Annotated in this window: 20 protein-coding genes and 1 tRNA gene; 11 read left to right on the top strand and 10 right to left on the bottom strand. The window is 47.1% G+C overall.

Features of this window, described 5'->3' with window-relative positions; translation table 11 throughout:
* Positions 1–31: 31 nt before the first annotated feature.
* On the bottom strand, positions 32–865 hold the full coding sequence (locus VFT49_03855; protein ID HEU5005191.1) for a DUF1295 domain-containing protein: 834 nt from the start codon (positions 863–865) through the stop codon (positions 32–34).
* A gap of 53 nt (positions 866–918) precedes the next feature.
* On the opposite strand from VFT49_03855, the gene VFT49_03850 reads away from it, so the two are divergent.
* The 3 genes from VFT49_03850 (at position 919) to VFT49_03840 (ending at position 1,777) form a co-directional block, all read left to right on the top strand.
* Positions 919–1,143 carry a YdeI/OmpD-associated family protein gene (locus tag VFT49_03850; protein ID HEU5005190.1) on the top strand — a complete coding sequence of 75 codons (225 nt, stop codon included), beginning with the start codon at positions 919–921 and terminating at the stop codon, positions 1,141–1,143.
* 133 nt (positions 1,144–1,276) lie between these two features.
* Entirely contained in the window at positions 1,277–1,453 is a 177-nt protein-coding gene (locus VFT49_03845) for a hypothetical protein (GenBank protein ID HEU5005189.1), read from the top strand.
* A 111-nt stretch (positions 1,454–1,564) separates the two neighbouring features.
* Complete coding sequence (locus VFT49_03840) at positions 1,565–1,777, top strand: hypothetical protein (GenBank protein HEU5005188.1); 213 nt, start codon at positions 1,565–1,567, stop codon at positions 1,775–1,777.
* 13 nt (positions 1,778–1,790) lie between these two features.
* Here the strand turns inward: VFT49_03840 and VFT49_03835 are convergent, their stop codons facing one another.
* On the bottom strand, positions 1,791–2,324 hold the full coding sequence (locus VFT49_03835; GenBank protein HEU5005187.1) for a GNAT family N-acetyltransferase: 534 nt from the start codon (positions 2,322–2,324) through the stop codon (positions 1,791–1,793).
* 48 nt (positions 2,325–2,372) lie between these two features.
* Here VFT49_03835 and VFT49_03830 point away from each other — a divergent pair, with 48 nt between their 5' ends.
* Both VFT49_03830 and VFT49_03825 read left to right on the top strand, forming a co-directional pair.
* Positions 2,373–3,185: a nucleoside-triphosphatase gene (locus tag VFT49_03830; GenBank protein ID HEU5005186.1), complete on the top strand. Its 813-nt coding sequence runs from the start codon at positions 2,373–2,375 to the stop codon at positions 3,183–3,185.
* Positions 3,186–3,203: 18 nt separating this feature from the next.
* Positions 3,204–3,623: a hypothetical protein gene (locus tag VFT49_03825; GenBank protein ID HEU5005185.1), complete on the top strand. Its 420-nt coding sequence runs from the start codon at positions 3,204–3,206 to the stop codon at positions 3,621–3,623.
* Positions 3,624–3,650: 27 nt separating this feature from the next.
* Here the strand turns inward: VFT49_03825 and VFT49_03820 are convergent, their stop codons facing one another.
* From VFT49_03820 to VFT49_03800, 5 genes are all read right to left on the bottom strand, one after another.
* Entirely contained in the window at positions 3,651–4,199 is a 549-nt protein-coding gene (locus VFT49_03820; GenBank protein ID HEU5005184.1) for a hypothetical protein, read from the bottom strand.
* The gene (locus VFT49_03815; protein HEU5005183.1) at positions 4,153–4,359 is read right to left on the bottom strand and encodes a hypothetical protein; all 207 of its coding nucleotides are present in this window, start codon (positions 4,357–4,359) and stop codon (positions 4,153–4,155) included. The genes VFT49_03820 and VFT49_03815 overlap by 47 nt, the downstream gene beginning before the upstream one ends.
* Before the next feature lie 39 nt (positions 4,360–4,398).
* Positions 4,399–6,138 carry an aspartate--tRNA ligase gene (gene aspS, locus VFT49_03810; GenBank protein HEU5005182.1) on the bottom strand — a complete coding sequence of 580 codons (1,740 nt, stop codon included), beginning with the start codon at positions 6,136–6,138 and terminating at the stop codon, positions 4,399–4,401.
* A 159-nt stretch (positions 6,139–6,297) separates the two neighbouring features.
* Positions 6,298–6,825 (bottom strand): hypothetical protein, encoded by a 528-nt coding sequence (locus tag VFT49_03805; GenBank protein ID HEU5005181.1) that lies wholly within the window; start codon positions 6,823–6,825, stop codon positions 6,298–6,300.
* A gap of 64 nt (positions 6,826–6,889) precedes the next feature.
* Positions 6,890–7,966, bottom strand: a complete 1,077-nt coding sequence (locus VFT49_03800) for a CBS domain-containing protein (GenBank protein ID HEU5005180.1) — start codon at positions 7,964–7,966, stop codon at positions 6,890–6,892.
* A gap of 167 nt (positions 7,967–8,133) precedes the next feature.
* On the opposite strand from VFT49_03800, the gene VFT49_03795 reads away from it, so the two are divergent.
* From VFT49_03795 to VFT49_03780, 4 genes are all read left to right on the top strand, one after another.
* Entirely contained in the window at positions 8,134–9,129 is a 996-nt protein-coding gene (locus VFT49_03795; protein ID HEU5005179.1) for a hypothetical protein, read from the top strand.
* 46 nt (positions 9,130–9,175) lie between these two features.
* A complete protein-coding gene (locus VFT49_03790; protein HEU5005178.1) occupies positions 9,176–9,892 on the top strand; it encodes a thioredoxin domain-containing protein in 717 nt (238 codons plus the stop codon).
* 254 nt (positions 9,893–10,146) lie between these two features.
* A complete protein-coding gene (locus tag VFT49_03785) occupies positions 10,147–11,514 on the top strand; it encodes a divalent metal cation transporter (GenBank protein ID HEU5005177.1) in 1,368 nt (455 codons plus the stop codon).
* A gap of 213 nt (positions 11,515–11,727) precedes the next feature.
* On the top strand, positions 11,728–13,485 hold the full coding sequence (locus VFT49_03780) for a cation:proton antiporter (protein HEU5005176.1): 1,758 nt from the start codon (positions 11,728–11,730) through the stop codon (positions 13,483–13,485).
* Here VFT49_03780 and VFT49_03775 read toward each other — a convergent pair.
* Positions 13,482–15,032 (bottom strand): hypothetical protein, encoded by a 1,551-nt coding sequence (locus VFT49_03775; GenBank protein ID HEU5005175.1) that lies wholly within the window; start codon positions 15,030–15,032, stop codon positions 13,482–13,484. The genes VFT49_03780 and VFT49_03775 overlap by 4 nt on opposite strands.
* 359 nt (positions 15,033–15,391) lie before the next feature.
* Between VFT49_03775 and VFT49_03770 the strand changes: the two genes are divergently transcribed.
* Both VFT49_03770 and VFT49_03765 read left to right on the top strand, forming a co-directional pair.
* Complete coding sequence (locus VFT49_03770; GenBank protein ID HEU5005174.1) at positions 15,392–16,456, top strand: hypothetical protein; 1,065 nt, start codon at positions 15,392–15,394, stop codon at positions 16,454–16,456.
* Positions 16,457–16,891: 435 nt separating this feature from the next.
* Positions 16,892–16,966 (top strand) — tRNA-Asn (locus tag VFT49_03765).
* 221 nt (positions 16,967–17,187) lie between these two features.
* On the opposite strand, the gene VFT49_03760 is transcribed toward VFT49_03765, so the two are convergent.
* A complete protein-coding gene (locus VFT49_03760; protein HEU5005173.1) occupies positions 17,188–18,591 on the bottom strand; it encodes a hypothetical protein in 1,404 nt (467 codons plus the stop codon).
* Positions 18,588–19,310, bottom strand: coding sequence for an EndoU domain-containing protein (locus VFT49_03755; GenBank protein HEU5005172.1), 723 nt, complete (start codon positions 19,308–19,310; stop codon positions 18,588–18,590). The genes VFT49_03760 and VFT49_03755 overlap by 4 nt, the downstream gene beginning before the upstream one ends.
* Positions 19,311–19,410: the final 100 nt, after the last annotated feature.

The following is a 19,410-nucleotide window of genomic DNA, read 5'->3' as shown; positions in this document are numbered from 1 at the left end:
GCTCTAACAAAAACTAAGTCGGAATCCTTCGCTAGCGCCCAGCCGACCAATCTTCGTAGTCCCACGGGCCGACTTTTATAGAAGCAAGCCAGCTCTTAGCTTCTGCCGCCCTTGGTAGCGGTACAAGAATCCGGGCGCCGTTCTTATACTTTCTATATTCAGCGCTTTTGCCCCATTTTTGGTCAGCGTATTTTTCAAGTCTCGGCACACCAGTCACACGCAGTAATAAATAAGTAATGAGCAAAGGGCTGGCAAGCCCAAAGAATCTTTGACCAAAATCCATAAAATCAAAGCAATAAATGTAAATGCCGGCCCAAACCATAATTTCGCCAAAATAATTTGGGTGCCGGCTCAGGCGCCACAAACCCGAGCGAATAAACTTGCCGTAGTTGTCCGGCTCAAGGTTAAAGTTGTATTTTTGAGCATCGGCAACACTTTCGATTACTAAACCCAGAAAGGTGATAATCCAACCCACAAGCGTCAGGGCGCCGAAGCTATTTTGGTGGCTGCTCAAAACAAAAATTGCCGGCAGCAAAATAATCCAAGCGGCGACTGCCTGGCTAATCCAGAGCGTGCCGAACTTGTTAAAGTCTTCACGTATTCCGTCAAAACGGTGGTCGCGATTAATTCGCAAAATTCTGAGCACCAAAAAGCCAGATAACCTAACGCCCCACAAGCATATCAAAACCAACAGAAGGGTCTGTGCTGAGTGATGATCGCCGTTCAAAAAGGCCAAAATCGACAAAATTATAAAAGTCGCGCCGTAGCTAAAGTCGGTGAGTTTATCACTCGCCTCGCCGTAGGCAATGCCAAAGCCAATAAGATTAAAGCCGATGGCTGCGCCTAGTAAGCTCCAAATGTTCATATGAGAATATTGTAACTTACTAATTGCGCGTAAATATTTGTTAATTTAAAACTATGCCAACGACTAATATCGAAAATGCTATTGCCGAGCTAAACCGTGCTCTGGCTGAGCGGCCCGTCGCAAGGCTCGCATTTGAGCAAATGCCCACCAAGCGCAAGCACAAACTAATTCACAACATTGCAGAAGTTAAAAAGTCTGCCGACCGTAAGCAGCGGATTGAAAAAGCCCTTGACGCTCTTGAAACTTGGTGGGCGATTAATAGAATAAAAAACAAGTAAGCAAACATTTTGTATAATAAAACTAATCTTAGTAGAATTGTTGCGCGCTCGGACCGCTAGAAGCGACACACCGCAACCTAAGAACATTGATAAATAAGCGGACCTTTACTAACTAACGTTTGAAAGGATTCGTATGGCTCACGAAAAAATGAGCACAGAAGACGCCATGAAGTACCACGAAAACTCCATGAAGCACTGGCGTGCGTGGGGTTCGTGGTTCAGCTGGGGTTCGCCAGTTGGATTGGGATTATTTTTTATCTCAATCGCCTTCTGCGTCTGGCTGCTTGGCCAAACCTTCAACTGGGGCTAAGCCCCTAAAAACAGCGCCGGAAACCTGGCGCTGTTTTTTAAAGAACCGCACCCATTTGTAAAGTATTAATTTTAACTGTTCACCCTGCTCCTTTAGCCTATATTTTGATTCATGAGCGAGGAGAAACGACGCACGTTCGCCGAAGAAAACCGCGAAGAGGCTCAACGCATTCTCCGGCTGCTCGAAGCACGCCGTAGAGAAGCCGGGCTGGCCAGTCCAATCGGCCGCATTGGCCTAATCCGTGGCGCCGGCGTTAATTATTCCGAAGTGCAACTCCGGCCGCCACCGCCACCAGCACCGCCCGAGGAATCCGAACCCTCGTAGCTTTCTTGCCAAATTAGGAGCCTTCCCTTTGTGAACGCGACTTCGTTGTTATAAACATTCTTTTTTGTTCTAAAGCTGGCCGGCTTTCGGCGGGTATAAAACCGGCATTCTCTAGAGTCCGAACACTGGCTTGGTTGTCTTTATCGACTATCGCGAATATGTAGTTCCAGGGTTCGACCGCAAACGCATGTTTAACTAAAGCTTGCGTCGCTTTTGCGGCATAGCCGTGGCCCACGTGTTGTTTGCCAATCCAATAACCTAGTTCCGCCGTATCTTCTTGAGGAGTCAGGTTAATGCTACCCACCATCTCGCCGTTGACCCATATACCAAACCGCTGCTTTTCGCCTGGATTTGCTAGTCTTTCTCTGGCTTTTTCTAGACTGGAGTAATTCTGAGCTGTCGGCTCACCGTGTTGGCTGAGGTGATCACGGTCAAAATCAACCAAGTCAAAATAGCGTTGAGCGTCGTCAACAGTCAGTTCTCTAAGCACAACTCCATCCGGCCCATGAATTTCTATTAGCCGTGATGACTGCCCTTGCTCGTGCATAACTTAATTCTACCCTGTTCGTTTATTTTTAGGGCGTATAATTCGGTTATGAAACTTTTGCTAACCGGGTTGCCTGGCACAGGCAAAACCACTCTTTTTAGAAAAATCTTGCCGAGCCTTGACTGTGATTTGTGGATTGTTTCCGAAGAACTAAGAGATTTGGGCGGGCAAAGAATTGGCTTTAAAGCTCGCTCGTCAGACGGAGCAAGCAGTGTATTTGCCCATAAGACTGAAGTCAAGTCCGAGGCTACGCTAGGTGATTATCTAGTTGATATCAAAACAATAGATAGGCTTTTTACACAGCTAATTTCCAAGGTACCAGAAGATAAATTTGTGGCCATAGATGAAATTGGGCGAATGCAAATGCTGTCTCCGACGTTTAAAAAAGCAGTTTTAGATCTTTTCTCAAAAAACTTTAATATTCTAGCCACGATTCGCTACGGCGATGATTGGACCCGGGAGTTCACTGCCAAAAATGACGTAATTACTTTCACCCTTGCAGGCAATAATCACAAAGAGATTGAAGACTGCCTTGTGGCTGCCGCGAAGGCCGCAGGTCTATTCAATAATCTAAGCGACGACCAAAAAAGAATGATCATAGCAATGGCAAAACAATATCTTGCGAGATCGGATTTCACTCAGTTTAAAAAACTATTTAATAACGCTGTCGTTTATTTGGCCGAATTTAGAGTCGAGCGCACCGACGATAATCATTACAAAGTCAACGGCAACCACGCCAGCCACCGTGTAGTAAAAACTGGCGACGACTGGGCATGCGATTGCGACCTATTTAATGGCAAAGGCGCGTACGCGGGCCGTCCTGGCATTTGTTCTCATATTCAAGCCGCTCAGTTACTTTAAAGTGTATAATCTGAAGTTATGATGAAAATGTCAAGTTACCGCTTCCGAATGTTATCTTTGGTCTTTTGGATAATAGTGGTTGTCGGACTTAGACAATCTGCGGTAATTAGTTCTTTATTTAGCCACAATACAAGCTGGTCTTCCTGTTTTTGGGACATCTTAGCCCTTTGGCTGTTCACCATACTCGCTTGCATATATATAAGCACCTATGGGGTCAAAGGTGGCACGGGCAAACTTTTTAAAGATTTGTTTTTGAGCTTATTGCAGCATCCGTTTATGGTTATAGGCGTCGTGGGCGGCTTGGCTTTAGCCATGGTTGGGCTCCTTTACTCTTGGCCGATATTAGTGATTATCGGCGCGCTAATCAATTTTACTAGCATCTGGGTGATCAAATGGCCCAAAAAAGAATGGTACAAAACCAACCGAGCCAAAAAATAAGCTGCTCGGTTGTTTTGAGCGGTATTGTTAAGTTTTCTCTAGCTCTTCTAAGAGCTTGGAGAACTTGGATTCTGAAAATTCGTACAGGGCCTCGTTTTGGAGACCTCCAGAAATATCAATGGTAATAAGCTCCGTACGATCAAAGATACTTTGGGGAATGTCCTTATGATTAGCCGACAGAATTAGCGGTTGCATATGCTTAAATCTGTAGGCCATGGCGCACAGAAGCGAATCAGTATAGCTGGGACCGGGATTCCTTTTGTTGAATGTACGATTGTAGGCCACTAGAAAAATGCTGTGTTTTTCTATTTCCTCCTCGACACGGTTAAGAACCGCAATTTTGAGCTCCTTAATAAACTCTAATCTTTGTTTGAGTTTTGCTGGCGTATCAGCAGAACGACTATACTCGTAAACAACCGATGGGATCGTAAAAAGAGTGCAGCCAGCTCCGACAATATCTGTTAGTAATTTTAAAAACTCATCAGAATAAGCAGCATGTATTAGTGCCGTAGAGTCGACCAATATGTATCTAGTGCTGAGGTCGGTAGGTAAGGTCGCTGTGTACTGAAGCTTCAACTGAATATTCCTCAAGGTTTTTTCGGATATCGTTAGCTAATTTCTTGAGTTTTGCTTTATTTGGTTTTGAAGCAGTTTGTTTTTTTTCAAGGGTATCGGCGCGCTCTAGAGCGACGTCTAAAAGTTTTTCTAGCTTTTTCACCCTCTCGTCATTGCTCATAGCTTGTCTCCGACTTTATTGTAACATGCACACCAGAGCTTATTGTAACGGCTTAATACCAAGTTCTTTGAGCTGAGAATCCTCTACCGTTGATGGGCTGTTCATCATTACGTCGGTCCCACTTCCATTTTTGGGGAAGGCGACGATTTCGCGAATGTTAGATTCGCCCATAAGCTCCATGAACATGCGGTCGATACCGAACGCACAGCCGGCATGCGGTGGCGCGCCGTACTTAAAGGCGTTGAGCATACCTCCGAACTTAGCTTCTACGTAATCTTTGCTAAAGCCCAGCACCTGGAACACGCGGTAAAGCACGTCTGGGTTGTGGTTGCGCACGCCGCCAGAACAAATCTCGTAACCGTTCATGACCATGTCGTACTGGTCGGCCAAGACGCTTAGCTTGTCTTCTGACTCCAACGCTTCTAGGCCGCCTTTTGGCATGCTGAACGGGTTGTGACCAAAGTCTAGCTTGCCAGTTTTTTCATCAAGCTCGTAAAACGGAAAGTCGACAATCCAGGCCAGGGCAATAACGTTCGGATCTTTTAGGTTAAAATGATCGGCAAATTCGCTGCGAAGTTTGCCTAGAACTTTGTTGACCACGCCGCGGCGATCGGCGCCAAAGAATACGGCATCGCCGTCCTGCGCACCAGTCTTTGATTTAATAGCAGCTAGTTCTGATTCATTCAAGAACTTAGCGATCGGCGAGTTAGCCTCACCGTTTTGGTAAGTAATGTAAGCCAAGCCGCCGGCTCCCTCATTCTTAGCAACTTCGGTAAACTTATCTATTTGCGAACGGCTTAAGTCTGCCCCGCCTTTAACGCAAATGGCTTTAACGCACTCGGCATTTTTAAACACGCCAAACTCGGTGCCGCGCAAATCCTCGGTTAGTTCTACTAGCTCCATGCCAAAGCGCAAGTCTGGCTTGTCGGAGCCATATTTATCCATGGCTTCTTGGTATGGGATGCGTGGAATATCTTGGAACAATAATTTCTTGCCGGCAAAATCTCTGACTAGCTCGACGATCAGCGGCTCCATCAGGCTGCGGACTTCTTCGCCGTCTTCCACAAAGCTCATCTCTAGGTCGATTTGGTAAAACTCGCCGTACAAGCGATCTGCCCGCGGATCTTCGTCGCGAAAACAGGCGGCCAGCTGGTAATAGCGCGGAATACCGCCAACCATTAATAGCTGCTTGAACTGCTGCGGTGCCTGCGGCAAAGCGTAAAACTTGCCTTGGTGGATGCGCGATGGAATCAAAAAGTCGCGGGCGCCCTCTGGGCTGGAGTTAGCTAGAATCGGCGTGGTAACCTCTGTAAAATCGCGCTCTTCCATGAATTTGCGGATTATCTGGTACATCTCGGCGCGCTTTTTTAGCATGCGCTGCATCTTAGGCCGGCGTAGATCCAAAAAACGGTAGCGCAGGCGCATTTCTTCGTTAACGCCAACGTCGTGAATTGGAAACGGCAAAGCCTCGGCACGGTTTAAAATTTTGAGTTCGTCTACGTAAACTTCTACCGAGCCGGTTTCAATATGCGGATTTTTCAAATCTTCGGCGCGTTCTTTTACGGTGCCGGTTGCTTGAATTACGAATTCGTCGCGCAGCTGTTCGGCAATCTTAAAAGATTCGTTAGTTGGCTGAATTACCAACTGCACAACACCAGTGTTATCTCGCACATCTATAAAAATCAGACCGCCGTGATCGCGCCGCGAGTTTACCCACCCGGCAATTGTAACTTGTTCGCCTACTTTATGAGTTGTTTCGGTCGCTAGTGTTCGTTTCATAATATTCCTTAGGAGTTATGGTTGATAAGTTGCCTGAAATTTGGACCGAAAGCGAAACTTACGCGGCGATAGTAAGTTCGCCGGTCCGTAAATTCAAGTTGTTATCAACCAAATAACGCATCGAAGTTATTTTACCACCTCTGATAAGCGCAGCAAAACTTAAGCAGCCAGTTGCTCGATCTGCAGATCTACTTGCGGTTCTTCTTGTTCGCCTGGCAACGACGTTCTGATCAGGCCGGCTAAAACCTGGATTTCAGCCCACACTTCAGTCGGCTTATCCAGCTCAATAATTTGTTTGCGGCCGTAGCGATCCAGCGGAATTGCTTTTTGGGCAACCGGTGGCCGTCCATCTTCGAATAAGGTTATGGCAGTCGTTTCCTGGTGTTGGCCGCCGGGCCCAAAGAACGCGTGAAAAGCAGCTGTCTCGCCGGGATAATAAGTCGCCACCATATAACTGCCCTCGCTATTTGCGTGCAGCTGTTGGTAGCCGGCAGAATTTAAATAGACTTGGCCAAAGTTGCAGCCAATATTGCATATTTCTCTAGCAATATCGTAGTCATTTAAAAATCCCCGGAATGTTTCCGGGGAGATTTGATCCGATACTGGGAAGTTGATAATAAAGTCGAGAAACCTTTTCGCCGATGTGGTCATAGCCTCTGACGGCGGCATATTTATTTTTTCGCCCATTTTTCCTCCTAATTCAAGCCAAATTGGTAGCAGTATAGGCGCTTAAACCGCTTATGGCAAGCAACTATTCGACGGCGGGTTCGGGTTCGGCGGTTTCTTCCGCAGCTGGCTCGGGCTCTATTTCTTTGTGCGCAGCCTTTTCGCGTTCGGCTTCAATGTTGGCGACAGCCCGCAAATTATCGTATTTATCAAACTCATCGAGTATCGGCTGGCCGATGATTTGCTCGAGTACGTCTTCGAGCGTAATCACACCTACCATTTCTTCGAAATTGTTCACTACAACCAGTTGGTGGTGCTGGTTTTTTAGAAAAGCATCTAGTGCCTGGTTTAAATCGCAGCTTTCGTTGATAAAATAGGCGCCGCGCTTCATGCTGTCTTTGACTTTGCCTTTATCTTCTTGGCTAATCTCTACAATGTCTTTCAAAAACAAGGTGCCGACGACATTTGGCATATTAGACTTAGTCGAACCGTTAACTACCGGAAAGCGGCTAAAGCCGGTTTTGTGCAACTCGTCCATTAGCATTGGCCCAACAACATCGTTTTCGCCGACAAACTTAACCTTACGGCGCGGCGTCATAATTTTGGATACTTTAATATCGCCAAAGCTTAGAGCGCCAAAAGCGATTTTTAAATCTTGCTCTGAAATGCGGTTATCGGCACGATTATTCTGAGCGTTGATAAGTTCTAGCAAATCTTCTTTGTCGTAAACCCCGCTGTGAACGTATAGTTCGCCGTGGCCCGGCAAAAAGTTAGCAATGAGCGACAGGCCTGGCTGTAGCCACGACAGGATTTTAAAAGTATACGGTGACGCCCAGACGCTGAACCGCCAAAGCAAACCGCCGACCTTTGGCTTGGGTGCCCAGATGGACAGCCAAGCAATAAATAAAATAACAATCGAAGCCCACCACCAAGAATAGCCAGCGGCGGCAATGATTAAGTAAGTTGCCGCCGCAAAACCAACAATATATAACAGCACGTCGAGTGGTTGGTCGTTGGCAGCAACTTTATATATGGCTGAGGCCTGGGGATCATGCGCCCGGGCGCGGCGCCTTAGCTCATAAAGCGGCAAGAGGTGGTAAACGCGGTAAAGCAGAACCGATTTCAACAGGGCTAAGAGGGCAAGAATAAACACTAGCTTCATCGTATTTCTAATGTATCACATCTGGTGCAATGTAAGTTTTACCCTTTACAAATTTTGGCGCTGGGAGTAACTTAAAAAACTGTTGTTCTAAAACAAAGGTCCGAGTAAAAAGCCCGAGCCTGAATAATCGAGGAGATTTATTTTTAATGCCGAAAGAAAGGTTCCCTATGGGCGAAGATCATGAATTTGACCAATCACCGGTAAATATTGAATGGAAAGGACCGGTTGGCGGCGAAAATCCTCATCCTAACATTTGGCAGGGACCCATATCTGCTAAGCCCGAAATTGTAGCCAAACGATTCGGCAGCAGCGAATCTGAGGTCCCAGCAATTATGAATCGCTTAAAAGAACTGGCCGCCAATCGTTTTCGTCTGGCAGATGTTCTTTCTAGCGTCCGTTGCATAGATGGCCGCAGCGAAAGCCAGCGCCCGGCACGTGAACCTCTGGGCCCGCAAGTCCCTGGCGGCACGCCAGTAATGGCACTCTGCTATCGACTAGCCAATTGGAAACCCGGCGCGACTATTGAAAGCGATCTAGAAGAGTACCGCCAACTTATAGAAGGCTTGCCCTTCCCGCCGGGCGCGCACGAAGACGAAACTAATGCTGCTAGCGAAGAAAAAACCGGCTGCGGCGCCATTGATAAGATGATCGGCATCTTGGAACTCATGTGCGACCGGCAAGCAATGTTCGCTTATGCCAGAGCCATTGTGGAGCCAGAAGTCAGCGACGACGCCCTAGCAGATGCAGTAGAAGAAGTTATCGCCAATGCCGAGATGATTCTAACCGAGCTGCGAGATAGCTATTTGCCAAAGGGTCATGGCAAAGAAAGCTTTGGTAAGCGCTTGCTCAAGAAAGTGAAGTCCATTGGCCACAAGCAAAACATTCACACCGTAGAAAAATTAGCCGGTGAACACCGTGAGGTTTTACTTACTGTTAATAAAATTCAAGGCACGACTTTCGACCGCGACGGCTTTGCCGAAGATACCGAAGGACTAGCCCAATCTTTCAACTACGACTACTGGCACGCGGTGGATCGGGCCCGAGCCGTTTACGCCAGCGACGAGGGCGCCCAGCGCAGAATGATAGTTGCCAACGTCATGTACGCCGTAGGCACTGCCATGGCTCTAACCGACGGCACTTTGGAACTAGGCATCCGCGGTTAACCCAGTGTGCTAGACTATTCCTTAGAAATAGGGAGATTTAACTTAAATGGACAGACGTTTCTTAGGCATACTGGCGGCTATCGTCGTTGTATTTGTCGTGATATTCGCGGTTACCCAAAATTCCAACAACGGTTCGGGCGGCAGCAGTAGCAGTAACCAGCCGACTAACCACGTAGAGGGCAAAGGCACTACCGGCGTAAAACTAATCGAATATGGCGATTACGAATGTCCGGTATGCGGCAGTTATTACCCGTCTGTCAAGCAAGTAGCCAGCCAATATTCCAACCAGATTTACTTCCAGTTCCGCAACTTGCCACTGAGCCAAATTCACCCCAATGCCTTTGCTGGCGCTCGCGCCGCCGAAGCCGCCGGCTTTCAAGGCAAATACTGGCAGATGCATGATGCGCTTTATGAGAATCAGGATCCAGCCGGTGCCACCGGCTGGGTAGCCTCTAAAGACCCTCTTGATAACTATTTTGTAAAGTTCGCTCAAGATATTGGCATTAAAGACATTAATAAGTTCAAGCAAGATTACTCAAGTGATCAGGCCAACAACGCCATTAACGCCGATCTCAACGCTTTCTCTAAAACCGGCCAAGCCATGGCCACGCCTACCTTCTTCTTAGACGGCAAGGCTTTAGACAACGCCAAGCTAGGCGTAGTCAACAGCCAGGGCACCGGGCTAGACACCACGAAAACCGTGGCCAACTTCGCCAAACTAATAGACGCCGAAATCGCCAAAAAACAACCGGCTAAGCAATAGTTAGTAAACCAAGAATCTCTGCCAGCCTTCGCGTACTATTCGCACGCGGACGACTACTTTTTGCGGCCTGCTAGGCCGGAATAATACCTTGATAGGCATGTTAGTTCCCCTGTTTGTTTTATTTTTTGTTTACCGGTAGTTCCCAAAACTACTAATGGTACTTTGATAATGCAAGACGCTTATGCAAAAGTCAAGTTTTTGGCATGGCATATTGTTTAGCGGCTCAAGAACATATAAGATTAAGCTTAAGAATTATGGCTAACAAAGACATCGTTGAGAAAGTAGCCGAGGCACCGGCCGCGCTACTTGATACAACTCTTCAAAAAACCGAAGAAGTGGCCCACAAAATGCCAACCGCCAAAAGCGGCCAAAAAGCCAGGCAATACTGGAATACTTTGGGGCCGGGCCTAACTACCGGCGCGGCCGACGACGATCCGGCTGGTATCGCAACTTACAGCCAAACGGGCGCCCAATATGGTTTTCAACTTCTATGGTTAGCTCTTTTCTGCTATCCGTTAGCCGGAGCAATCCAAGAAATGTGCGCCCGCATCGGTATCGTTACCGGACGAGGGCTGGCCTCCAACCTGCGAGCCCATTTTTCTAAAAAGGTTTTATACGTCTGCATGCTGTTGGTCTTTGCGGCCAACTCGTTTAACATTGGTGCCGACCTCGGCGCCATGGCCAAAGGCGTACAGCTACTAGATAAAGGTTTGAATTTTACCCTTTTGGTTATTGGGTTTTCTGTTGTGATGCTGCTTTTGCAAATCTTTTTGCCTTATGCCCGCTATGCTCATTATTTAAAGTGGTTAGCCATGGTTTTGTTTGCCTATATCGCCTCGGCCCTGATGGCGCATTTGGATTGGGGCCATGTACTACAAAAAGCTGTCACGCCTACGATTCATTGGAATAAAGATCAGCTGCTCTTGATCTGCGCTATTTTAGGAACAACTATCAGCCCGTATCTTTTCTTTTGGCAAACTAGCCAAGAGGTTGAAGAGCAAATTATGGAAGGTAAAACATCCATTGCTTCTCGCCAAGGCAGCAGCCCAGAACCGGTTAAGCGTATGCGTATCGATGTTTGGAGCGGCATGCTTTTATCCGAACTGGTGATGTTTTTTATCATTGCCGCCTGTGGTGCAATTTTGTTCCCGAAGGGCATAACTCAGATAGATTCGGCGGCTCAAGCTGCTGATGCCCTAAGGCCGTTCGCTGGAAACTTAACATACTGGCTATTTGCCGTTGGTATCATTGGTACCGGTTTACTGGCTATTCCTGTGCTGGCTGGCTCATCTAGCTATGTGGTTAGCGAAACTTTTAAGTGGAAAGAGGGCCTATATCGCAACTTGCGTCAAGCGCACGCTTTTTACGGCACCATAATCATTGCCATGCTGGTTGGCTTAGGCATGAATTTTATAGGCATGAACCCCATAAAAGCACTTATCTATTCAGCGGTTGCCAACGGCATTGTTGCGCCAATAATTCTGGTCTTTATAGTTTCTTTGAGCAGTGACAAGAAAATCATGGGTGAATGGGTTAACCGGCCATTTACCACCTGGTTGGGTTGGGCTATCACCGGTTTGATGGCCCTGTCCGGTATTGCCGCCATCTGGGCGCTATTTTAGAACTTAAGCATTTTTAAGGTAAAATAGAGAGGATGAAAAGTAGCCCGCAATCCTCGCGCTTGAGAACTATGCTAGGCAGTCGCGAGGCACGGACCGAAATGTATATTCAATACTTTGAGGGAGTACCACAGCGACTAACGCAGCAGAGTTCCAAGAGCGTTGGCAGAGTTTACGGCTTGGCCGTAAAGCAGGCCAACGCGGCGCGAGGTTGCAGTGGATAATATTTTTTCAGGATTAAGCCTAATCTTAGTCATCGGCACCTTGATGGCGCTCGCTATGCGAGCAATCCGCCAGCCGCTAATCATCGCCTACATTCTAACGGGAGTTATTGTAGGCCCGGCTGTTTTACATCTCACCAAAGATCAACAAACCTTCCAAGTTTTTTCTGATATTGGCGTTGCCTTACTGCTCTTTATCATTGGTCTTGGACTTAATCCGCGAGTTATTAGGGAGGTTGGCCACACCGCTACCGTTGTGGGCCTTAGCCAGGTGGCAATTATTACCGTGCTTGGCTGGCTGATCGGCCTGGGCTTTGGCTTATCTAGCACGCCGGCGGCTTTTTTGGGCGCGTCACTCGCTTTTTCTAGTACCATTATCATCTTGAAACTTTTAACCGACAAAAAAGAACAAAGCCGCCTGTACGGCAAAATTGCCATTAGTATTTCGCTGGTTCAAGACCTCGTAGCTATTGCTCTGGTGGTTATTACTAGTGGCGGCAGCGATCAGAATTTAGCCATCAGCTCGGTGCTGGCATTGACCGTCAAGGGCGCCCTAATAGCCCTTGCTATGTATTGGTTTACATCGATGATTTTGCCATCGTTGCAAAAAACCATCTCAAATAACCAAGAGTTTTTATTTTTGTTCGCTATTGCCTGCGGACTGGGCGGCGCCAGCCTGTTTGCCAAGGCTGGCCTGTCTAGTGAGATTGGCGCCCTGCTGGCCGGAATTTGCTTAGCCAGCCAGCCTTATGCTCAAGAAATAAGCTCGCGACTCAGACCGTTGCGCGATTTCTTCTTGATCGTCTTCTTCATAACTTTGGGCGCCGGACTTACCTTTTATGACTTCAGCGCCATGCTTGGCCTAGTGATAGCCTCGGTAACTGTGGCCGTGATCGTAAAACCATTGGTGGCTATGGCCGGACTTGGCCTGCTTGGCTACACCAAGCGCACTAGTTTTAAGGCGTCGGTAGCGCTAGCTCAAGTCAGCGAGTTCTCGATTGTATTGATCGTGCTTGGGCGTAACCGCGGCTTGATCAATAGCGACCTGGCTTCGACTATCACGCTTATTACCCTAATTTCTATTGCTGTCTCGTCCTACTTGGTAACTTTCAGTGACAAGCTTTTTGCCAATTTAGAAGTACATTTGGATTTGTTCGAACGCCGCAAAACCAATGCCGAGCCACGAGTCCAAGCCAACTACGAGCTGGTGTTGCTTGGCTACCAAAAGGGCGGCCACGAATTTGTGCGTGTTTTTAAGCAAATCAGCAAGAATTTCGTAGTCATAGATTACGATCCAGAGGTAATTGACACTCTTGAGCAACGAAAGATTAACCACCTATACGGCGATGCAACCGACATGGAGCTACTCGAAGAAGCCGGTGTCGATAAGGCTAAACTAGTAGTTTCGACAATCACCGACTTTGAGACGACCAAGCAATTATTAAATTTCTTAAGCTCCAAAGAGTCGGATGCCGTGGTGATCGCCCAGGCAGATAGCGCCCAGCAAGCAGCCGAACTTTACCGCCACGGCGCCAGCTACGTAATTTTGCCGCACTTTATCGGCGGCGAACAAATCGGTGCTTTCGTTAAAAAATCCGGCCTAAAGAAAACGGCCTTTAAAAAGTTCCGCGACGAACACCTTAAATACCTAGAAGACCAGTTCGGCATATTGGATGAAGAAGCAATCGAACATCAAAAAATCGGCCACACGATTGTCGAAAGCATGGCCGCCCTAACAAAATCCAAGTCTTAAGCGGGCTGAGCCGAAAAGCCAAAGAAATATAGCCGCATAGCGGATCTACCAATGCGGCCGGCATGCATGATAGCTTTTTTAATCTTGCTTAACATGACAATAATTTTCTTGATAATTTCGTGCGTGCCGTCTTGAGCCCGCAGCTCATCACCCTCTTCTTTTTTGGTTTTTTTGATTTCATCTATTAAGTTCCACTTGAGAGTGAGCTTTACCAAAGCTTCAACCAGCTCGGGCGTATATTCAATCTGCATATACTCAAATAATTCCTCATATAGCTCGATTAGTTCGGCTTCGGCTTGCTCTTCACTGATAAGCTCTTCTGTTTGAGACTCGAGTCTGATAGGCACTTCGATAATTTTATTTATGATTTCGTTGGCTATTTCTATTTCTTCCGGTTCGCTCGATTCAATTTTTTCTACCAGCTGCGTAAATGGCTCTTGGACTGCTTCGATCATGGCAGCTGTCTCAACAAGCTGCTCGGGCCGTTCGGTTCGCACCTCTACCTCCATGCTTAAAAAGTTTTCCTGTAGCTTTTCGAATTCGAATACGCCATCTTCAGCCACCAGTATTGGATCCTCAATCCGTTCGTCTTCTGGTTCACCAAAGTGCTCGATCCAGACCTCTTCGCCTTCTATAAAACTGGCAAACTTGTAGACTTCTGCTTGGTCGGCTTCGATTTCTGCTTCCAGATTTATCTGCAGGTCGACCTCTGGCGCAAGAATTTCCGGATCTGATCTAGTTTTCTGAGATTCTAGAGCTTGATCAATCTTTTTTGCCGCTTCGTGCTCAACGACAGCAGGCTCCACCGTGGAATTTAAATTGCCTGTTACCACAGGCTCTTCTGCCGCTTCTTGATTTGCGTGAGTAGTCTTTAGTTCGGCAGTAAAGGCTTCTGGTTGCACAGCGTCACGGGCAGCTTTGTCCGTATTTTTTTGGTTTGCCGGCGGCGTCGGTTTGGATCCGTCTATTGCAGCTACTTCTTCGATTTGCCCTGGCTGGTTAACTTCTGCTTCTAGCTCGGCTAAATTTTGGGCCTCTTGAGTCTTCTCGTTTTCAATAGCCACCAACTCTGGTTTGGCTTTTGATTCTTGAATATCATTTTTCTGCTTCTTGTCTTCAACTATGTTCGCTCTTGCCTCTTCAACAGCCTCTTCCAGTTCCTCTTCGACCCCAACTTCCTCCAGCTTTTCTTCTTGAGTCTCTTTTGCCGTCGCTAACATTCTTTCAATTTCTGCTCTAACCGAGCCTACGCCTTCCTTAATCATGGCACCAGTAGCTTCGGGGGGCCAAATAGCATTTACGGCCGCACCAAGAGTCATCTCGGCGCCACCCAGACGTTCGCAAACAACGATTTCATTAGCATACTCAACCACAATAGACAAAGCAGATTCTAGCTCTGCTGCGGCGGCATCTACTTCCGCCTGTGTCATTCCTTCTATCTTGCTGCCAGTCGAATATTCATCAAGCTCAGCAGGCTCCAGAATTAAATCCGATGACGGAGCAACTCGACTTTCTGTAGCTATCGCGGATGGAAAACTTTCGCTCAAATTAAAAACCCCTGTTCCCGGAGTTGCAGGGGTTTTCAATTGCTTAACAAGTTAAGCGTTTTAGTGCTCCTGCTCGGGAGTCTTTTCTAGCTGTATCGGACTTACGGCTTCGCCTTATGAGGACAAACCATGCGGTTTTTCCTCATCGCGCCGGGTCGCGGAATAAATCCGCCGACTCGGGCTGCTCTTTTTCCCTAGAGCAACAAGCTGATTACCGTTGCGGCACAGTGCTAGATTCTCACTAGCTTCCAGCTCTTGTTTGTTAATAACTTTATAATACACCCATTGTCTAGGCAGTTTCGTAGTAGTTTTTTCATTTTCACTAGTTGATTGTCTTGATATAATTCGCCTACCGAGTCATGGCCAGAGCCGAGCATATTACACCAAGAGAATTAGCGAGCGAAGATGAGCAACAAGCTCGTATTAAGGCTAATATTGAATTGTTCTTTTCTGTTTGGGCAAAAAAGCATGATAACGAGATCGCCGAAGCCGGCGTCTTAGAACACCACACAGCTCAAGATCCAGACGTACCGATTACCCCTGCCGCCATGCCCGAGGCAGGAGAAAGTCTGGAGGATTTTGCCGAGGATATTCGAATGCGCGTCGCTTTCAGCTTTAAAGACCCCGAAAAAGCTCAGAGGTTTTTAACCTCGCTTGACCGACCCTACCCGGACAACAGCGGACGTAGCTATTTGGAAGTACTGGATCAAGACTACTTAAGCCATGGCATAGGCGTAGCGCCGTTACTTGGTCACCTAGACAACGGTCTTACGGATGTTCCGCGGACGACTGGTTTGTTGCGTTCATCGCTAATTGCAGCATATGGACCCAAATACCTCGACGCCGTTGGCGAAGTAGTCAGCAAAACGTTGGCTTTCGAAACAATCTACGAAGCGCCGGTGCCGGAAACACTCGCGCCATTTGGTGAGGTGGCCTACGTGGCGCCGTGGACCAAAAGCGTGCCGACTATTTTAAAGCTCGCCGGGCTCAACGAAACTGACTATCAAGAAATCGCCAGATATATAAACAACAAAGGTGCCCGACCGATTGCCGAAGCACTGCGCGGCGGCAAAATAAGAGTCTTCGCTAGCGGCAATCGCACCACTTTGGTGCGGGATGATAGCGGCAACATAATTAGCGGCCAAATGGATCCAATAGATGAAAACGCCGCTAGGCTAATTGGTTTTGCCGGCGTTGGTTTACCTATAGCGATTGTAAACGACGAGATTCTGGCTGGAACATTTATGCCTATTCAAAAACCGGCAAAGGGACTCAACCGTGAAGAAAAGTCCCGCTTTATGCTCTGGCAAGTAGAAAACATGATGGACCAGGTCGCGGAACTCGGAAATCAAATTATTGATCTGGGCGCCAGCAGCTCCATCATTCACTACAGCAGAAGTACCCCGCGCCTAAGTCAAGCTTAAATCGTTGACCAAACAGTGGTGGCCGGCTATAATCAATCTGTTATTTTCCGTTCTTGATTAAAGGGAAAAGAGCAGCCCAGCTTGCCCGCAAGGGTCGGCTTTGCCGACTGGGCGATGAGAAAAACCGTAAGGTTTGTCTCATTAACGGTCCGGGGTAGTCCGGCAGCTGCCGGACGGGTGGCTGTTAAAATTGAATTGTGTATGTAGTTTACGCAATTTATAATCTCCAAAGTCGTAAAACGTACGTTGGTCAAACCGAAGACTTAAGTAGGCGTCTGGAAGCAATAATCGTAAGGTGGGTGACCATTTTAACGCTAAGTTTCAGGGTGAATGGAAACTGATTTACAAAGAGTCTGTTGCCACTCGTTCTGAAGCTCTAAAGAGAGAAAAGCAGCTCAAGAGTCATCAAGGGCGAGAGTTCATAAAACAATTTATTCCGGGGTAGCTCAGCGGTAGAGCGGGTGGCTGTTAACCACTAGGTCGCTGGTTCGAATCCAGTCCCCGGAGCCATACAAAAGCAGTCCACTTCGTGGGCTGTTTTTGTATTATTCTGGGCTGATTTGGTTCAGCGACTAGACAGCTTGCTGGCGATAGTCGCTGGTGCGATAGCTAGGAGCACGCGCAGATGCCTGCATCGAGCATGCGACGACGATAGTAGCGAAGCGTCACCCAGTCCCCGGAGCCAAGCATAAGCATTTTGAAAGAAGTGCTTATTTTAAGTTTTTCAGGGCTTAGTCGTTCCAATCTTCGCCGTATATGTACCTATCTAATAACTGGTCTCTCCCCCCACCATAACCTTGCTCGAAAGCGTTCTCAATGCTCTCGTGCAATTCGTCTTTGACTCCAGTCTTAGCATATGAACTACCTATATTTGGAAAGGCTGTTGCAACTGATTCTCTGAGAGCATCCCAAACTATGTGCGATGCTTTTGATTCAGCATAAAAGTATTTAGCTTTTGTGTCATCATCACCACCTGATAAACTTCTCACACCATCGAAATCAACCAATCTGCAGTCCAGGGTAACATTGCCTTCGTGCAAAGACCCATGCACATAGCCTAACTCATGTATCTTTCTCATATTCTCCCCAAGCGTTTTGGCAAACCAGATTAGGTAGTCTTCGGGGCTAAATTCATCGGGCTCAACCCCAATTTCTGCGGCTACTAGTGATATCGCATCCTTAATTAGCCCTTCACCGTCTGAGTCAAACAGAAGGTCTCTCATCCGGGCTCTTGTACCGAACGCCCTCAGTTCAAGCACAGGAGAAAATCGGTCATCTATTAAACCTCGTGATTTTGCTTCATTAGGAGTAATTTTATTTCCTTCGTCATCAAGTAGTTCATTTAACTCAACAATTGCTAGCGTTCTTACGGTTCTTATGCCAGCCTTGTAGAAAGCCTCTCCATTTTGTAAATCTCTTTCGGCTTTATCTAAATTTAATAGACCTCTGCCGCGGGTGACTTCCCATGTGTTTGTTCCATGGCCCTTCAACACCCCATCGACAGGCAGCACAAAGCCAGAGCCTTTCGAGTCAATGTCTCTGTAGACCACTCCTTGCTTATCCGTAAATTGAACCCTTTCCAATAAGACACTACGTCTGTGATTAAAAAGTCCCAGCACAGTAGTGTCCTTTTCCAAATCCGAAATGTGCGGTTTAACCATTACGCCTAGTGGTGTTGGTTCATCTACATGAAGATTGAAGGGGTGGTTAAAGTCTGGATTAACCCACGTCACTCTATTATCTACTCGGACAGCCTCAAGCGGTTTTTCGTTTTCAGACACTGCTTGGAGCTCGTTAAAGCCAGGCTTACGACTTTCCTGTGAATCATGCGTAATCTGATGCACAAGGCTAGAGAGGGAAACGCTTGGAACATTATAAAATTGAGTTTCGGGGCCGGTCTCGTCCCTTATTGTCGTCTGGTCCTTGCCCACACTTAAAGATCTTAGCTCGCCTTCATCCTCGATAATGAATCCTTCGCCGTGCTCACCTCTGATTACTTGATCAAGTTCGCCAGCTAACTTAGATGGATCGTTATGGTAAATTTGGCCTACATTTTCTTGTATTATTTCTTCTGCAATTCTTAGACCCTCTTCTAGCTCTGGGTCTGGAGCAGCAGTTCTTTCGTAATCGCTCACTTTGGCCTCCAAAACGGATCGGGGAATGCTGCGATGATCTTTCCGTTCGCTTTACGCGTTTTGACAATAACCAACACTCCATCGACTGCTGCTTGGTGCTTCCAAACTGATTCATTTAGAACATCATTTGTTGGCTCTGCTTTTGATACTTCTAGAATTGAATTGAGTACTTTTTTGGTCGACCAGTTATCGGGGAACATGGCTGAGCCCCGCTTTTTTTCACGCCCATTTATATCAATATGAAATGCCCAATACGCCCCATTTGGTTGTACAGTCTGTTTTTTTCTTAATTTTTTTGCTTTATTGCCCCCAACAGGTGAGCCAACTCCTCTGTAGAAGGTTGGGGGTCGAGCGCCCCTTGATTCATCTAAGGCTAGAATTGTTCGAAGGTGATGACATCCACCATGTCTATCGCCAAGCAATATATGTTCTAACGAGTCTACACATTTTTTACGATCCCTGCTCGCAGTTATATTGAAAGCTTCAAGTCTACTTTTGAAGCTCTCATCTATTAAACCCTGTTGGATTAAATCGTTAACTAGCGACTGGCGCCGATCCTGCATTCTGGCTTCAGCAGTAGCTTTTAAAGGATCTAGTTCTCCTAAGAGGTTTTTAGACGCTTCAACCGACTCCTCTAACACGACTTCGCCAACACTTACAATCTTGTCGGGATTAAAGGGTTCTTTGTGCTCGGCGTGGGACGAAGTTTCGAGAAGCATTTTTGTTTTTTAGGTTACATCCATAATTAACCATAAGAGTTAAGGAAGTGCAATAGGGTCATAGTCTGCTAGGAATTCAAAGTTCCGAAGTGCGTCCACT

It is taken from the genome of Candidatus Saccharimonadales bacterium, from assembly GCA_035758565.1.
Classification (GTDB): Bacteria; Patescibacteriota; Saccharimonadia; order Saccharimonadales; family UBA10212; genus DASTXL01.
The sequence above is the reverse complement of the archived record's forward strand: the minus strand, read 5'-3'. Positions and strand labels throughout refer to the sequence as shown.

What these genes read in the sequence shown, in the direction of transcription:
- VFT49_03855 (HEU5005191.1), bottom strand. Translation starts at nt 865, where the DNA reads ATGAACATTTGGAGCTTACTAGGCGCAGCCATCGGCTTTAATCTTATT.
- VFT49_03850 (HEU5005190.1), top strand. Translation starts at nt 919, where the DNA reads ATGCCAACGACTAATATCGAAAATGCTATTGCCGAGCTAAACCGTGCT.
- VFT49_03845 (HEU5005189.1), top strand. Translation starts at nt 1,277, where the DNA reads ATGGCTCACGAAAAAATGAGCACAGAAGACGCCATGAAGTACCACGAA.
- VFT49_03840 (HEU5005188.1), top strand. Translation starts at nt 1,565, where the DNA reads ATGAGCGAGGAGAAACGACGCACGTTCGCCGAAGAAAACCGCGAAGAG.
- VFT49_03835 (HEU5005187.1), bottom strand. Translation starts at nt 2,324, where the DNA reads ATGCACGAGCAAGGGCAGTCATCACGGCTAATAGAAATTCATGGGCCG.
- VFT49_03830 (HEU5005186.1), top strand. Translation starts at nt 2,373, where the DNA reads ATGAAACTTTTGCTAACCGGGTTGCCTGGCACAGGCAAAACCACTCTT.
- VFT49_03825 (HEU5005185.1), top strand. Translation starts at nt 3,204, where the DNA reads ATGATGAAAATGTCAAGTTACCGCTTCCGAATGTTATCTTTGGTCTTT.
- VFT49_03815 (HEU5005183.1), bottom strand. Translation starts at nt 4,359, where the DNA reads ATGAGCAATGACGAGAGGGTGAAAAAGCTAGAAAAACTTTTAGACGTC.
- aspS (HEU5005182.1), bottom strand. Translation starts at nt 6,138, where the DNA reads ATGAAACGAACACTAGCGACCGAAACAACTCATAAAGTAGGCGAACAA.
- VFT49_03805 (HEU5005181.1), bottom strand. Translation starts at nt 6,825, where the DNA reads ATGGGCGAAAAAATAAATATGCCGCCGTCAGAGGCTATGACCACATCG.
- VFT49_03800 (HEU5005180.1), bottom strand. Translation starts at nt 7,966, where the DNA reads ATGAAGCTAGTGTTTATTCTTGCCCTCTTAGCCCTGTTGAAATCGGTT.
- VFT49_03795 (HEU5005179.1), top strand. Translation starts at nt 8,134, where the DNA reads ATGGGCGAAGATCATGAATTTGACCAATCACCGGTAAATATTGAATGG.
- VFT49_03790 (HEU5005178.1), top strand. Translation starts at nt 9,176, where the DNA reads ATGGACAGACGTTTCTTAGGCATACTGGCGGCTATCGTCGTTGTATTT.
- VFT49_03785 (HEU5005177.1), top strand. Translation starts at nt 10,147, where the DNA reads ATGGCTAACAAAGACATCGTTGAGAAAGTAGCCGAGGCACCGGCCGCG.
- VFT49_03770 (HEU5005174.1), top strand. Translation starts at nt 15,392, where the DNA reads ATGGCCAGAGCCGAGCATATTACACCAAGAGAATTAGCGAGCGAAGAT.
- VFT49_03755 (HEU5005172.1), bottom strand. Translation starts at nt 19,310, where the DNA reads ATGCTTCTCGAAACTTCGTCCCACGCCGAGCACAAAGAACCCTTTAAT.